We start from the raw sequence: 14,162 nt of genomic DNA on the forward strand, positions 1-14,162 counted from the left end.
GACATGGAACGCGATCAGGCCAGCAAATTCATCAATGACCTCCTCAAGCTGATGGTGGCGCGCAAGGGCAGCGACCTGTTCATCACCGCCGAATTTCCGCCCGCCATCAAGGTCGACGGCAAGGTCACACGGCTGATGGACCAGCCGCTGGTGCCCACGCACACCCTGATGCTGGCACGCTCCATCATGAGCGACAAGCAGGTGGCTGAATTCGAGCGCACCAAGGAGTGCAACTTCGCCATCTCACCCGCCGGCATCGGGCGTTTTCGCGTCAACGCCTTCATCCAGCAGGGCCGCGTGGGTATGGTGCTGCGGACCATTCCGGCCGACATCCCCACCATCGACGGCATGGGCCTGCCCCAGGTGCTGAAGGAAGTGGCCATGACCAAGCGCGGCCTGTGCATCTTTGTGGGGGCCACCGGGTCGGGCAAGTCGACCTCGCTGGCGGCCATGGTGGACTGGCGCAACGAACACTCCGAAGGGCACATCGTCACGGTGGAAGACCCCATCGAATTCGTGCACCCCCACAAGAACTGCATCATCACCCAGCGCGAAGTGGGTCTGGACACCGACAGCTGGGAAGCGGCACTCAAGAACTCGCTGCGCCAGGCGCCCGACGTGATCCTGATGGGCGAAATCCGCGACCGTGAAACCATGGAGCACGCCATCGTGTTCTCCGAAACCGGCCACCTGTGCCTGGCCACGCTGCACGCCAACAGTGCCAACCAGGCGCTGGACCGCATCGTCAACTTCTTCCCGGAAGAGCGCCGCGAGCAACTGCTGATGGACCTGTCGCTGAACCTGCGCGCCATGATCTCGCAGCGCCTGCTGCCCAAAGAAGGCGGCCAGGGCCGTGTGGCCGCGCTGGAGGTGATGCTCAACACCCCACTGATCTCGGACCTGATCGCCAAGGGCGACGTGGTGGAAATCAAGGAAATCATGAAGAAAAGTCGCGAGCTGGGCATGCAGACCTTCGACCAGTCGCTGTTCGACCTCTACGAAAGCGGCGCCGTCATGTACGAGGATGCGCTGCGCAACGCCGACTCGGTGAACGACCTGCGCCTGCAGATCAAGCTGCACAGCAAACGTGCCCACAACACCGACCTGGCGGCGGGTACCGAGCACTTCCGCATCCTGTGATCCCTGGCGCTCCACAAAAAAGCCCGGCAGTGCCGGGCTTTTTTATGAGGTCAGGCCACGCGCTCACTTCGCGGCGGGGTCCTGCACCACCGGTGCCGGCTGCTGGCGCGTGTTGTAGCTGGCCAGCTCTTGCTCCGAAATGTTCTCGAACACGCGCACCACCTTGCGCACATTGTTCACGCCACGGGCGATCTCGGCGGCACGCTGGGCCTCGCGGGGGGTGACGATGCCCATCAGGTAGACCACGTTCATTTCCGTCACCACCTTGATGGTGTTGGCCTGCAGATCCTTGGCATCGATGAGGCTGGCCTTCACCTGGCTGGTCAGGAGCGTGTCGCGGCTGCGCTGGCCGATGGAGGAAATGAAGGGCACCACCTCGACCTCGTTGACCACGTTGCGCACGTTTTCCACGCTGGCCACGGTGCGGCCGACCTCGGCCTTTTCTGCCTCGGAGCGCACCTCGCCCGTCACCAGCGCCAGGCGGTTGAAGCTGGTCACGCTGGCGCGTGTCCCTTCCTTCAGCGTTTCACGCAGCTTGGCCGCCGCGCTTTGCTCGATCCGCTCGTCCTCCAGGTACATGCCCGAGGTGCGGCGATCCGACGCCACCAGGGCCGTCGTCACCGCGCCGCCGCCCAGCAGCAGCGGGACGCAGGCGGTCAAGCTGCCAGCCAGCACGCCGGCAGCCACCAAGGTCAAGCCTGTACGGCACCATCCTCGTTTCATCACATCTCCTGTTCGCCCAGCAATTGGGTATCCACCCCGTCGCACAGGCAGTGCAGCACCAGATCGTGCGTTTCCCGCACACGTGCGGGGCGTTCATGGGGCACACAGATCAGCACATCGGTCTCGCGCATGCGCGCGGCCAGTGCACCACCGGTGTGGCCCGTCAGCACGACCACCATCATGTCGCGCTCGTGCGCGGCCTCCACGGCTTCCAGCAGGCTGTGGTCGTTGCCGGTGATGGAAATGGCCAGCAGCACATCGCTGGCCTGCCCCAGGGCCCGCACCTGGCGCGCCAGGTAGTGGGTGGACAGACCCGCTGCGCCGGACACCGAGGCCAGAAAGCCGCTGTCGGCCGACAGGGCCACGGCCGCCAGCTCGGGACGGTCGCGCTCAAAGCCGCTGACGCACAGGCTGGCAAACATCTGGGCCTGGCTGGCCGACACGCCAGCGCCACAGGCCAGGATTTTTCCACCGCCGGTGATGCAGGCCAGCAAGGCCTGGACGGCCGCCGAAATGGGCGCACTCAAGGACTGCGCGGACTGGTACTTCAGGTCGGCGCTGTCAATGAAATGCTGTTGGATTCGTTGCTCAAGCATGGGATAGGGATGATACCTGCGTGCTTTGTCGAATTTTGTAGCGTTCGGTTAACACGGAGTCGGATTGCCAACCGTTTTCTGAAGTTCCCGCCGCCGGTCGGCCCGCCCGGGCCACTAGCCCGCATCAAACGCGGCCTGCAGCCATTGCAACTGCTCACCCTCGATCAGCACCACATCGAAGCGGCAGGGGCACGCGGCCCCGTGCCGCTGCAACCAATGCTGGGCAGTCGCCACCACGCGCTGGCGCTTGGCCGCACCGATGCTGCCACCGGCCCCGCCAAAGTCCGCACGGCTGCGACTGCGCACTTCGACGAAGACCACAGTCCCCTGCGGATCCTGCAGGATCAGGTCGATCTCGCCCCCTGCGCGCCCAGGCGCTTGATAATTGCGCACCAGCAAGCGCAGGCCCCGTGCCTGCAAATGCGCCAGGGCTCGGTCCTCGCCCGCCCGGCCACGCAACTGTGCGGCCGTGGCTGGCGCGGCGGTCTGTGGCTTTTTCCCAAGGAAGAACATTGAGTGCCTCTTTCGCTTCGGCATTGACAGCAGCGCATGATGCGGCTGCCTCCCAAAATTATCCCCAGGCTTGCCTGTACGTGGTGGCCACGCCCATCGGTAATCTGGCCGACATCTCGCTGCGCGCCCTGCATGTGCTGCAACGGGTGGACGCGATCGCCTGCGAAGACACGCGCCACACCCAGGGCCTGCTGCGCTCCTACGGCCTGGAGCGCCCCGGCAACCAGTTGCTGGCCGTGCACCAGCACAACGAGGCCGAGGCGGCCGCCGGCATCATCGCCCGCCTGCAGCAGGGCCAGCGGATTGCATATGTCAGTGATGCCGGCACCCCCGGCGTGAGCGACCCGGGCGCCCGCCTGTGCGCGGCCGTGGCCGCCGCCGGCCTGCGCGCCATGCCCCTGCCCGGGGCCAGCAGCATCACCAGTGCCCTCAGCGTGGCCGGTTGCGTGCCGCCCGGTCAGACCGAAGGCGGCTTTGTGTTTGCCGGCTTTCTGCCCACCAAGAACGCCGAGCGCCAGGTGGCCGTGCACAAGCTGGCGGCCGAGCCGCGCTGCACCGTGCTGCTGGAGGCGCCCCACCGCATCCAGGACCTGGCCAAGGCCCTGGCCGTGCTGGGCCCGCGCCCGGTGACGCTGGCGCGCGAGATCACCAAACAGTTCGAGCAGATCAGCACCCATGCGGCCCACGACGTGGCCGCGTGGCTGGACGCCGACGCCACCCGCAGCAAGGGCGAGTTTGTGGTGGTGCTGCACCCTGTGGCGGTGCAGCAGGACGGCGGGGACGCCGAGCGCGTGCTGCGATTGCTGCTGGCGGAGCTGCCCACCAAGACCGCGGTCAAGCTCACGGCAGAGATCACGGGCGGCAACCGCAATACGCTGTACGACCGCGCGCTGGAGATCAAGCGCGAAGCCGACAAGGCCTGACCGCCTCCTTGGGCTGCGCCCGGCGAGGCTGGGCGCACACAGCACGGGGATGGGCCGGTCCTGGGCACCGCCCACCCGTCAGCCTGCGCGGCAGCGCTTGTATCTGGGCTCAGGCGTAGGCCAGGCCCGAAGCCACGCCCCCAAACAGGTCGCCAGCGACCTGCGGTGTGGCCGGAAACGCCACCGCCAGCGCATCCCGCAGCGTCTGCAAGGCCGAGGAACCACCGGTCAGGTACAAGGCCGTGATCTGGTCGGTCCGCAGTCCCGCCTGGGCCACGCAGGCCTCGGCGCAGCGCACCACATCAGCCAGCTGCAGCTGCAGATGCGTGGCCAGGCTGGCAGGGCTGATGGCGGCGGTCAGGTCTTCTTCGACCCAGCGCAGGTCCAGCGGCGCCGTGGCCGCGGTGCTGGAAGCCGCGATCTTGCCCTGCTCCACGGCATCGGCCAGACGGTGGCCCGCCTGCTCCTGCAGCACCCGCATCAGGCGGGCATGCAGCCGGCGATCGCTGTAGTCGGTGCGCAGCGCTTCCGCCTCGCGCAAGGCCTTGGCGGTGTACAGCCACTGGATCAGGTGCCAGGTCGACAGGTCGTAGAACACCCGGCTGGGCACCTCGCGCCCCGTGGGGCCGTGGTGCCCCAGGCCCAGCAGCGGCTGCACCTCGGCCACGTTGAGCTTGTGGTCGAAATCGGTGCCGCCGATGTGCACCCCCGTGGTCGCCAGGATGTCCTGGCTGCGGTCACTCTTGCGGGCATGCTGCGGCCCCAGGCGCACCACCGTGAAGTCTGACGTGCCCCCGCCAATGTCGACCACCAGGATGCAGGCCTCCGAGTTCAGGCGATGCTCGTAGTCCAGCGCTGCGGCAATCGGCTCCAGTTGGAACGCCACCTCCTGGAATCCCGCCGTACGCGCCGCGGACTCCAGCGAAGACTGGGCCATCGCATCGCGCTCGGGATTGCCGTCCACAAAGTGCACGGGCCGCCCCAGCACCACGCGCTCCGGCATGCCGCCCAGGTGGGCCTGCGCCTGGGCGGCGAGGTGCCGCAGGAAGATGGCGATGATGTCCTGGTAGCTCACCAACTGGCCATGCACCGCCGTCTTGTCCTGCAGCAGGCTGCTGCCCAGCAGGCTTTTGAGCGAGCGCATCAGCCGCCCCTCCTCGCCCGCCAGATACTGCTGCATGGCATCGCGCCCGTAGTGCGTGCTGTGGTCCTCGTAGTGGAAGAACAGCGCCGTCGGCATCGCGGCGGCACGCCCTTCCAACGGCACCAGCTGTGCCGTCTGCCCGGCGCTGCGCCACGCCATGGCGGAATTGGAAGTGCCGAAATCGATACCTAGCGTGGTCTGGGGAAGCAAGCGCATGCGAAGCAAATTCAAACAGGCGGACTGCATAAAACAAGAGCTGCCAGCGCTTGCTTAACAAGGCTTTCAGAGAGAAAAACACCTGAACACCTTGTTATGCGAGCGCAAGAAGCTATGGTTTTGTGCATTCTGCGGTCAACAAAGGGGCGCCATTGTGGCAGCCTGCGCCCAGATCTGCAGGCCCGCCAGGAACCACCCCAGGCATGGAGGCGGTCTTTGCCCCAGCGCCCGGTGAGCACACGCTGCCCAGCGTTTGACTACGCCGAGGCTTATCGCAACGCACAAAGCGAAGAGCCACCAGCACCACCCACGCCTGGTGACTTTGCTTTCGCCATGGCGCCGACGCATTCCGGACCGCACCGGTAGCTCTGCCACACCCTGCTCTGCAGCAGCGTCCTCCCCAGCCAGACAACAAAAAACCCTGCTGAATTGCTTCAGCAGGGTTTTTGATCTGGTTGCGAGGGCCGGATTTGAACCAACGACCTTTGGGTTATGAGCCCAACGAGCTACCAGACTGCTCCACCTCGCGATATGCATGTATTGTAGCGCATAACCGCAATTCGCCTGCCGCAATCAGGGTTTTCCCTGCGTGCCAGGCCGCATCCCTACCAAACTGTCGTCGCAGGCGCGATGGAACCAATCACGCAACAAAAAACCCTGCTGAATTGCTTCAGCAGGGTTTTTGATTTGGTTGCGAGGGCCGGATTTGAACCAACGACCTTTGGGTTATGAGCCCAACGAGCTACCAGACTGCTCCACCTCGCGATATGTCCAAATTATAGCACAGAATTATTCTGCAGCTTGGGTTTCAGCGGCTTGCTCCACCAATTCCACGTAAGCCATGGGGGCGTTGTCGCCCACACGGAAGCCCATCTTCAGGATGCGTGTGTAGCCACCGGGACGCTGTGCGTTGCGGGGACCCAGCACGTTGAACAGTTTGGTCACGCTGTCGCGGTCGCGCAGGCGGTCAAACGCCAGACGACGGTTGGCGACGGTGTCAACCTTGGCCAGAGTGATCATGGGCTCAATCACGCGGCGCAGTTCCTTGGCCTTGGGCACGGTGGTCTTGATCGCTTCGTGTTCGATCAAGGAGTTCATCATGTTCTGCAGCATCGCCTTGCGGTGAGCAGAAGTACGGTTCAGTTTACGGAGGCCGTTGCCGTGACGCATGGTGCTTTCCTTTTCAGATAGTTTGGTCGGATGGCCGTATCAGGTACCGCCCGGTGCACGTGGTAAAAATAACTGGCTCTTCACCCTCTCAGGCAAAGAGCCGGCGATTATAGCCGGACTCGCGAATTAACGCTTTTCCAGGCCTGCTGGTGGCCAGTTCTCGAGCTTCATGCCGAGTGTCAGGCCGCGGGAAGCCAGGACTTCCTTGATTTCGTTGAGCGACTTGCGACCCAGGTTAGGCGTCTTCAGCAGCTCGTTCTCGGTGCGCTGGATCAGGTCACCGATGTAGTAGATGTTCTCTGCCTTCAGGCAGTTGGCGGAACGCACGGTCAGCTCCAGCTCGTCCACAGGACGCAGCAGGATAGGATCGAACGTCTGTGCGCTGGAGCGGCTGCCGCCAGCCTGCAGGATGCCGCCTTCGCCGAACTCGCCGTCCAGCTGTGCGAACACCGCCAGCTGTTCCACCAGGATCTTGGCGGAGGCGCGCACGGCGTCTTCTGCGTTGATGGCGCCGTTGGTTTCGATTTCCACCACCAGCTTGTCCAAGTCGGTACGCTGTTCCACACGCGCGGATTCCACGGTGTAGCTCACGCGGCGCACGGGCGAGAACGAAGCATCCAGCACGATACGGCCGATCGACTTCGTCGACTCGTCACCGTAGCGGCGCACGTTGCCGGGCACATAGCCACGGCCCTGTTCCACCTTGATCTGCATGTCCAGCTTGCCGCCTTGCGACAGGTGGGCGATCACGTGGTCAGGATTGATGATCTCCACGTCATGGGGAGTCTGGATGTCGCGCGCGGTCACCACGCCTTCACCATCCTTGCGCAGACTCAGGGTCACTTCGTCACGGTTGTGCAGTTTGAACACCACGCCCTTCAGGTTCAGGAGGATGTTGGTCACATCTTCTTGCACGCCATCGATGGACGAGTACTCGTGCAGCACGCCAGCAATCGTGACTTCCGTCGCTGCATAACCCACCATGGACGACAGCAGCACGCGGCGCAGGGCGTTGCCCAGCGTATGGCCATAGCCACGCTCGAACGGCTCCAGAGTCACCTTGGCACGGTTGTGACCCAGCTGCTCAACATTGATCGTCTTGGGTTTCAGCAGATTTGTTTGCATGCAGACTTCCTCTCAATACCCCCGGCTCGTTACACCGGTAAGGCTGGTGAAGCACCTAAACCGCGATGCCTCGCGGTTTAGGAACGGGATGGTTGATTGCTCAACCGAAACTACGATTAACGCGAGTACAACTCAACGATCAGGGATTCGTTGATGTCTGCACCGAATTGGTCGCGGTCAGGCACTTGCTTGAAGGTACCTTCTGCCTTGTCCAGGCTCACTTCCACCCAAGCGGGGAAGCCAACTTGCTGAGCCAGTTGCAGGGCTTCAACAATACGGGCTTGCTTCTTGGACTTTTCGCGAACTGCCACTACGTCACCAGCCTTCACCAGGTAGGAAGCGATGTTCACGGATTGGCCGTTCACAGTGATGGCCTTGTGGGACACCAGCTGGCGTGCTTCAGCGCGTGTGGAGCCGAAGCCCATACGGTACACCACGTTGTCCAGACGAGTTTCCAGCAGACCCAGCAGGTTGGCACCGGTGTTGCCCTTCTTCTGGTCAGCAGCTTCGAAGTAACGGCGGAATTGCTTTTCCAGCACGCCGTACATGCGCTTGACCTTCTGCTTTTCACGCAGTTGCAGACCGTAGTCAGAAGTGCGCTGGCCCGAAGTGCGGCCATGCTGGCCGGGCTTGCTGTCGAACTTCGCCTTGTCGGCGATCGAGCGACGAGCAGACTTCAGGAACAGGTCGGTGCCTTCACGGCGGGAGAGTTTGGCCTTGGGGCCGAGATAACGTGCCACTTGAACTTCCTTTATGTCATCTACCGTGCTTACACACGGGAGCCACCCGGGATGTTATGACACACCCCGGGTGGCGGTGGGCTTACAAAAATTAGATACGACGACGCTTTTGAGGGCGGCAGCCGTTGTGAGGCACCGGTGTCACGTCCGAGATGGAAGTGATACGGATACCCAGGGCACCCAGGGCGCGCACCGAGGATTCACGGCCAGGACCGGGACCCTTGATTTCGACGTCCAGGTTCTTGATGCCCTGTTCGATAGCAGCACGACCAGCCACTTCGGAAGCAACCTGAGCGGCGAAAGGTGTCGACTTGCGCGAACCCTTGAAGCCCTGGCCACCCGACGAAGCCCACGACAGAGCGTTGCCCTGACGGTCGGTGATGGTGATGATCGTGTTGTTGAACGAAGCGTGCACGTGCGCGATGCCGTCGGAAATGTTCTTGCGAACTTTCTTGCGAACGCGTGCTGCAGCGTTGTTTTGTGCCTTAGCCATAGTGATCTCTCAATCCCTTATTTCTTCAGTGCAGCTGCACCCTTGCGCGGACCCTTGCGGGTGCGGGCATTGGTACGCGTACGTTGACCGCGCATAGGCAGACCACGACGGTGACGGAAGCCGCGGTAGCAACCGATGTCCATCAAACGCTTGATGTTCATCGTGGTTTCGCGACGCAGGTCACCTTCCAGAGTCATGCCAGCCAACTGGTCACGGATCTTTTCCAGATCAGCGTCCGTCAACTCCTTGATCTTCTTGGAGTACTCGATGCCGCAAGCTTCGCAGATCTTGCGAGCAGTCGTACGACCGATGCCGTAAATGGCGGTCAGGCCGATTTCAGCATGCTTGTGGGGCGGGATGTTAATACCAGCAATACGTGCCATATTAGTCCTCTAATACTTTCAATCAGCCCTGGCGCTGCTTATGACGCTGGTCTGTGCAGATCACGCGCACCACACCCTTGCGGCGGATGATCTTGCAGTTGCGGCAGATTTTCTTGACCGAAGCCGAAACTCTCATTTCATTCTCCTAAAACTTTGCATCCGTTCCACTCTTTCCACCTGGACACTGCCTGTGACCGTGAAAGAGCGCAGAGCACTCATACTTGCCTGTTGTTGGATCCCTCCCGACCTGGGCCGGGGGGATGGCCTTCATATCTCAGTGACCTGATGCCTTGAAGTTGGCCTTCTTCAGAAGGGACTCATACTGCTGCGACATCATGTAGTTCTGCACTTGCGCCATGAAGTCCATGGTCACCACCACAATAATCAGCAGCGATGTACCACCGAAGTAGAACGGAACGTTGTACTTCAGAATCAAGAACTCCGGCAACAGACACACAAACGTGATGTAGACGGCGCCAGCCAATGTCAGACGCACCAGAATTTTGTCAATGTAGCGGGCTGTCTGGTCACCGGGGCGAATGCCAGGGATGAAAGCACCACTCTTCTTCAGATTATCAGCGGTCTCGCGGCTATTGAACACGAGCGCCGTATAGAAGAAGCAGAAGAAAATGATGGCGGCTGCGTAGAGCATCACATAAATCGGCTGACCGGGGGTCAACGTCGATGCAATGTCCTTCAACCAGCGCATGGATTCCCCTGCACTGAACCAATTCACCACTGTTGCTGGCAGCAAGATGATTGAGGAAGCGAAGATGGGAGGAATGACCCCGGCCATGTTCAACTTCAGTGGCAAGTGCGAAGACTGACCACCATACACCTTGTTGCCGACTTGGCGGCGTGCGTAATTCACCAGGATCTTGCGCTGACCGCGCTCGACAAACACGACGAAGTACGTCACGGCTGCCACTACGAGGACAATGAAGATCGCGGCCAGGATGCTCATGGCACCAGTGCGCACCAGCTCCAACAGACCACCGATCGAGCTGGGCAAGCCTGCGGCAATACCAGCAAAGATCAGGATCGAGATGCCGTTGCCCAGACCACGTTCCGTGATCTGTTCACCGAGCCACATCAGGAACAGGGTGCCGGCAGTCAGGCTGACCACCGCCGTGAGGCGGAAGCCGAAGCCTGGATCCAACACCAGACCTGGAGAGCTTTCCAGAGCCACAGCAATACCCAACGACTGAAAAATTGCCAGAGCCAAAGTGCCATAGCGGGTGTACTGGGTAATCTTGCGACGACCCGCTTCACCTTCTTTTTTCAGCTGCTCAAATGTGGGGACGACGTAGGTCATCAGCTGCATGATGATCGATGCCGAGATGTACGGCATGATCCCCAGTGCGAACACTGTGAAGCGCGAGAGCGCTCCACCCGAGAACATGTTGAACAGGTTGAGAATGCCCTGCTGGCCATTGAACAGCTGCTGCAGCTGCGCTGGATCGATGCCCGGCACGGGGATATGCGCCCCAATGCGGTACACGACCAGCGCAAGCAGCAGAAAAACCAGTCGACGACGCAAGTCGCCAAACTTGCCGGTTTTTGCAATTTGAGCTGCGCTAGTAGCCACGGATGTCTCTTTCAGAACTTAATCAGGCGATGCTGCCACCAGCAGCTTCGATGGCGGCCTTGGCGCCAGCTGTAGCGGCAACGCCGTTCAGCTTGACAGCCTTGGACAGCTCACCGCTCTTGATGACCTTCACCACTTGGGCGTTGGCGGCCACCAGACCAGCTTGCTTCAGAACGGCCACGTCGACTTCCGCCAGACCCAGTTGCTCCAGAGCAGTCAGTGTCACTTCGGCGTTGAACTTCAGTGTCATCGACTTGAAGCCACGCTTGGGCAGACGACGCTGCAAAGGCATCTGACCGCCTTCGAAGCCCACCTTGTGGTAGCCACCCGAACGCGACTTCTGACCCTTGTGACCACGACCGGCGGTCTTACCCAGACCGGAACCGATACCGCGGCCCACGCGACGCTTGGCGTGCTTGGCGCCTTCTGCAGGCTTGATGCTATTGAGTTCCATCATCAATCCTTTCAGAGAACCTTCACCAAGTAGGCGATCTTGTTAATCATGCCGCGCACGGCAGGGGTGTCCTGCAGTTCGCTGACGCTGTTCAGCTTGCGCAGACCCAGGCCACGCACGGTAGCGCGGTGGTCTTCCTTGGTGCCGATGGGGCTACGGACCAGCTGAACCTTGATGGTTTGTTGTGTAGACATGTGCTGACTCCGATCAGACGAACAGGTCTTCGACCGACTTGCCACGCTTAGCTGCCACTTCCGAAGGGGTTGTGGAGTTCTTCAGCGCGTCAAAAGTGGCGCGAACCATGTTGTAGGGGTTCGAAGAACCATGGCTCTTGGCCACGATATCGGTGATACCGACCACTTCGAACACAGCGCGCATAGGGCCGCCAGCGATGATGCCGGTACCCTTGGGGGCGGGGTGCAGTTCCACACGAGCCGCGCCATGGTGACCCACCACGGAGTGGTGGATGGTGCCGCTCTTGAGCGACACCTTCATCATGTTGCGACGGGACTCTTCCATGCCCTTTTGCACAGCTGCAGGCACTTCCTTGGACTTGCCCTTGCCCATGCCAACGCGGCCATCACCATCGCCAACCACGGTCAGTGCAGCGAAGCCGAGGATACGACCACCCTTCACAACCTTGGTGACGCGGTTCACCGCGATCATTTTTTCGCGCAGACCGTCGTCACGACCTTCGTCTTGCACCTTGGGGGAAAACTTTGCCATTTTTGTCCGCTCCGCTTAGAACTGCAGGCCCGCTTCACGGGCGGCTTCTGCCAAAGCCTTCACGCGGCCGTGGTATGCGAAACCAGCGCGATCGAAAGCCACTTTCTCAACGCCGGCAGCCTTAGCACGCTCGGCAATCAGCTTGCCGATTTGTGTGGCGGCAGCCACGTTGCCACCCTTGCCAGCGGCGCCCAGTTGTGCGCGCACGGAGGCTTCGGCAGTCGAAGCTGTGGCCAACACCTTGGTGCCGTCTTCGGAGAAGACGCTGGCGTAGATGTGGAGGTTCGTGCGGTTCACGCTCAGACGCGCCACGCCTTGCTGTGCAATGCGGATACGTGTTTGGCGTGCACGACGCAGACGCTGCTCTTTCTTGGTCAACATATTGCAGCTCCTTACTTCTTCTTGGTCTCTTTGATCACGACCTTCTCATCCGCATAACGGATGCCCTTGCCCTTGTAAGGCTCGGGAGGACGAACGGCGCGGATCTCAGCAGCCAGCTGACCCACCGCCTGGCGGTCAGCACCCTTGACCACCACTTCCGTGGGGGTCGGGGTAGTGATAGTGATGCCGGCAGGCATTTCGAAGTTCACTGGGTGCGAGTAACCCACAGCCAGGTTCAGCTTGGTGCCCTGCACGGCGGCCTTGTAGCCCACGCCGATCAGAGTCAGCTTCTTTTCGAAGCCTTCGGTCACACCCTTGACCATGTTGTTGACCAGCTGGCGGAAAGTACCGGCCAGTGCGTCAGCATCACGGGAGTCATTGGCGGGAACGAAAGACAGCTTGCCTTCGTTGTTGCTGATCACCACTTGGGGGTTCAGTGCCAGGGACAGCTCGCCGCCCTTGCCCTTGACCTTGATGGTCTCAGCAGTCATCGACACATCCACGCCTGCGGGGATGGTCACGTTTGCTTTTGCTACGCGAGACATTTCAGTATTTCTCCTTAATGTCCGTTAGGCCACATAGCACAGCACTTCGCCACCGACACCGGTAGCACGCGCCTTGCGATCGGTCATCACGCCCTTGGGGGTGGTGACGATGGCCACACCCAAGCCGTTCATGACTTGGGGAATTGCGTCACGGCCCTTGTACACGCGCAGGCCAGGACGGCTCACACGTTCGATACGCTCGATCACGGGGCGACCGGCGTAGTACTTCAGGGTAATAACGAGTTCAGACTTACCGTCTTCGGTCTTGACTTCAAAACCGTCAACATAGCCCTCGTCCTTCAGCACTTGTGCGATGGCAACCTTCACCTTGGAGGAAGGAACCGACACAGTGGCCTTGGACACCATTTGGGCGTTGCGAATACGGGTCAGCAAGTCGGCGATAGGATCACTCATGCTCATCTTGTATCTCTCCTGCTTGCTTACCAGCTGGCCTTGGTGACACCGGGGATGTCGCCAGCGAAGGCCAGTTCACGGATCTTGGCGCGACCCAGACCGAATTGACGGAATGTGCCACGTGGACGACCGGTGATTTCGCAACGGTTACGTTGGCGAGTAGGGTTGGCGTTGCGGGGCAGCTTCTGCAGACCCAGACGGGCTGCATCACGCTCTTCGTCGGAACGCTTGGCGTCGCCGGCGATTGCCTTCAGTTCTGCGTACTTGGCAGCGTACTTAGCTGCCAGCTTTTCGCGCTTCAGTTCGCGCTCGATCAAAGCTTTCTTAGCCATGCGCCACCTCAGTTCTTGAAGGGGAATTTGAACGCTGCGAGCAGTGCCTTGCACTCGTCGTCAGTCTTCGCGGTCGTCGTGATGCTGATATTCAGACCACGCAGAGCATCCACTTTGTCGTATTCGATTTCAGGGAAGATGATCTGTTCTTTGACGCCGACGTTGTAGTTGCCGCGACCGTCGAACGAACGACCCGAGATACCGCGGAAGTCGCGCACGCGGGGCAGAGCCACGGTCACGAAACGGTCCAGGAATTCGTACATTTGAACGCCACGCAGGGTCACCATGCAGCCAATGGCTTGGCCTTCACGGATCTTGAAACCAGCGATAGCCTTCTTGGCCTTGGTCACCACGGGCTTTTGACCAGCAATCTTGGTCAGGTCAGCCACGGCGTTGTCCATCACCTTCTTGTCGGCCACGGCTTCGCTCACACCCATGTTCAGGGTGATCTTGGTCAGACGGGGCACTTCCATGGAGGAGGTGTAACCGAACTTTTCCTTCAGTTCGGCCGCGATCTTTTCGCGATAGAGTTTTTGCAAACGTGCCATGTGTTACT

Annotated in this window: 21 protein-coding genes and 2 tRNA genes; 2 read left to right on the plus strand and 21 right to left on the minus strand. The window is 61.0% G+C overall.

Annotated elements, in window-relative coordinates; all coding sequences use genetic code 11:
• Positions 1-3 precede the first annotated feature (3 nt).
• Positions 4-1,140, plus strand: a complete 1,137-nt coding sequence (locus tag KAQ61_RS14995) for a PilT/PilU family type 4a pilus ATPase (RefSeq protein WP_154164176.1) — start codon at positions 4-6, stop codon at positions 1,138-1,140.
• A gap of 63 nt (positions 1,141-1,203) precedes the next feature.
• Here the strand turns inward: KAQ61_RS14995 and KAQ61_RS15000 are convergent, their stop codons facing one another.
• The 3 genes from KAQ61_RS15000 to KAQ61_RS15010 all read right to left on the minus strand — a co-directional run bounded on the left by KAQ61_RS15000 (position 1,204) and on the right by KAQ61_RS15010 (position 2,972).
• Positions 1,204-1,863 (minus strand): BON domain-containing protein, encoded by a 660-nt coding sequence (locus tag KAQ61_RS15000; RefSeq protein WP_042417405.1) that lies wholly within the window; start codon positions 1,861-1,863, stop codon positions 1,204-1,206.
• Entirely contained in the window at positions 1,863-2,459 is a 597-nt protein-coding gene (locus KAQ61_RS15005; protein WP_210929698.1) for an SIS domain-containing protein, read from the minus strand. Before KAQ61_RS15005 ends, KAQ61_RS15000 begins: the two co-directional genes overlap by 1 nt.
• A 114-nt stretch (positions 2,460-2,573) precedes the next feature.
• The gene (locus KAQ61_RS15010; RefSeq protein WP_042417409.1) at positions 2,574-2,972 is read right to left on the minus strand and encodes a YraN family protein; all 399 of its coding nucleotides are present in this window, start codon (positions 2,970-2,972) and stop codon (positions 2,574-2,576) included.
• On the opposite strand from KAQ61_RS15010, the gene rsmI reads away from it, so the two are divergent.
• A complete protein-coding gene (gene rsmI / locus KAQ61_RS15015; RefSeq protein ID WP_210929699.1) occupies positions 2,972-3,895 on the plus strand; it encodes a 16S rRNA (cytidine(1402)-2'-O)-methyltransferase in 924 nt (307 codons plus the stop codon). The genes KAQ61_RS15010 and rsmI overlap by 1 nt on opposite strands.
• 109 nt (positions 3,896-4,004) lie before the next feature.
• On the opposite strand, the gene KAQ61_RS15020 is transcribed toward rsmI, so the two are convergent.
• The 18 genes from KAQ61_RS15020 to rplE form a co-directional block, all read right to left on the minus strand.
• A complete protein-coding gene (locus tag KAQ61_RS15020; RefSeq protein WP_210929700.1) occupies positions 4,005-5,255 on the minus strand; it encodes an Hsp70 family protein in 1,251 nt (416 codons plus the stop codon).
• Between the two features lie 452 nt (positions 5,256-5,707).
• Positions 5,708-5,784, minus strand: a tRNA-Met gene (locus tag KAQ61_RS15025).
• 159 nt (positions 5,785-5,943) lie between these two features.
• A tRNA-Met gene (locus KAQ61_RS15030) sits at positions 5,944-6,020 on the minus strand.
• Positions 6,021-6,044: 24 nt separating this feature from the next.
• Positions 6,045-6,425 (minus strand): 50S ribosomal protein L17, encoded by a 381-nt coding sequence (rplQ, locus tag KAQ61_RS15035; protein WP_043383862.1) that lies wholly within the window; start codon positions 6,423-6,425, stop codon positions 6,045-6,047.
• Between the two features lie 126 nt (positions 6,426-6,551).
• Positions 6,552-7,550, minus strand: a complete 999-nt coding sequence (locus KAQ61_RS15040) for a DNA-directed RNA polymerase subunit alpha (protein WP_043383860.1) — start codon at positions 7,548-7,550, stop codon at positions 6,552-6,554.
• Positions 7,551-7,666: 116 nt separating this feature from the next.
• Complete coding sequence (rpsD, locus tag KAQ61_RS15045; RefSeq protein WP_183302290.1) at positions 7,667-8,290, minus strand: 30S ribosomal protein S4; 624 nt, start codon at positions 8,288-8,290, stop codon at positions 7,667-7,669.
• 91 nt (positions 8,291-8,381) lie between these two features.
• A complete protein-coding gene (rpsK, locus tag KAQ61_RS15050; protein WP_042417426.1) occupies positions 8,382-8,783 on the minus strand; it encodes a 30S ribosomal protein S11 in 402 nt (133 codons plus the stop codon).
• Between the two features lie 17 nt (positions 8,784-8,800).
• Positions 8,801-9,166, minus strand: a complete 366-nt coding sequence (gene rpsM / locus KAQ61_RS15055; protein ID WP_042417430.1) for a 30S ribosomal protein S13 — start codon at positions 9,164-9,166, stop codon at positions 8,801-8,803.
• A gap of 22 nt (positions 9,167-9,188) precedes the next feature.
• Positions 9,189-9,302: a 50S ribosomal protein L36 gene (gene rpmJ, locus KAQ61_RS15060; RefSeq protein WP_003050535.1), complete on the minus strand. Its 114-nt coding sequence runs from the start codon at positions 9,300-9,302 to the stop codon at positions 9,189-9,191.
• A 138-nt stretch (positions 9,303-9,440) separates the two neighbouring features.
• Positions 9,441-10,754, minus strand: coding sequence for a preprotein translocase subunit SecY (secY, locus tag KAQ61_RS15065; RefSeq protein ID WP_042417440.1), 1,314 nt, complete (start codon positions 10,752-10,754; stop codon positions 9,441-9,443).
• A 22-nt stretch (positions 10,755-10,776) separates the two neighbouring features.
• On the minus strand, positions 10,777-11,208 hold the full coding sequence (gene rplO / locus KAQ61_RS15070) for a 50S ribosomal protein L15 (RefSeq protein WP_042417579.1): 432 nt from the start codon (positions 11,206-11,208) through the stop codon (positions 10,777-10,779).
• Between the two features lie 11 nt (positions 11,209-11,219).
• Complete coding sequence (gene rpmD / locus KAQ61_RS15075) at positions 11,220-11,402, minus strand: 50S ribosomal protein L30 (protein WP_042417443.1); 183 nt, start codon at positions 11,400-11,402, stop codon at positions 11,220-11,222.
• A 13-nt stretch (positions 11,403-11,415) separates the two neighbouring features.
• Entirely contained in the window at positions 11,416-11,934 is a 519-nt protein-coding gene (gene rpsE / locus KAQ61_RS15080; protein WP_042417446.1) for a 30S ribosomal protein S5, read from the minus strand.
• Positions 11,935-11,949: 15 nt separating this feature from the next.
• On the minus strand, positions 11,950-12,315 hold the full coding sequence (rplR, locus tag KAQ61_RS15085) for a 50S ribosomal protein L18 (protein ID WP_042417449.1): 366 nt from the start codon (positions 12,313-12,315) through the stop codon (positions 11,950-11,952).
• Positions 12,316-12,326: 11 nt separating this feature from the next.
• On the minus strand, positions 12,327-12,860 hold the full coding sequence (rplF, locus tag KAQ61_RS15090; RefSeq protein WP_042417452.1) for a 50S ribosomal protein L6: 534 nt from the start codon (positions 12,858-12,860) through the stop codon (positions 12,327-12,329).
• Positions 12,861-12,884: 24 nt separating this feature from the next.
• On the minus strand, positions 12,885-13,280 hold the full coding sequence (gene rpsH, locus KAQ61_RS15095; RefSeq protein ID WP_042417456.1) for a 30S ribosomal protein S8: 396 nt from the start codon (positions 13,278-13,280) through the stop codon (positions 12,885-12,887).
• A gap of 20 nt (positions 13,281-13,300) precedes the next feature.
• Entirely contained in the window at positions 13,301-13,606 is a 306-nt protein-coding gene (rpsN, locus tag KAQ61_RS15100; RefSeq protein WP_042417459.1) for a 30S ribosomal protein S14, read from the minus strand.
• An 8-nt stretch (positions 13,607-13,614) separates the two neighbouring features.
• Positions 13,615-14,154 (minus strand): 50S ribosomal protein L5, encoded by a 540-nt coding sequence (gene rplE / locus KAQ61_RS15105; protein ID WP_042417462.1) that lies wholly within the window; start codon positions 14,152-14,154, stop codon positions 13,615-13,617.
• Between the last annotated feature and the right edge of the window lie 8 nt (positions 14,155-14,162).

The organism is Comamonas aquatica, from assembly GCF_018064205.1.
In the GTDB taxonomy this organism is placed as follows: Bacteria; Pseudomonadota; Gammaproteobacteria; order Burkholderiales; family Burkholderiaceae_C; genus Comamonas; species Comamonas aquatica.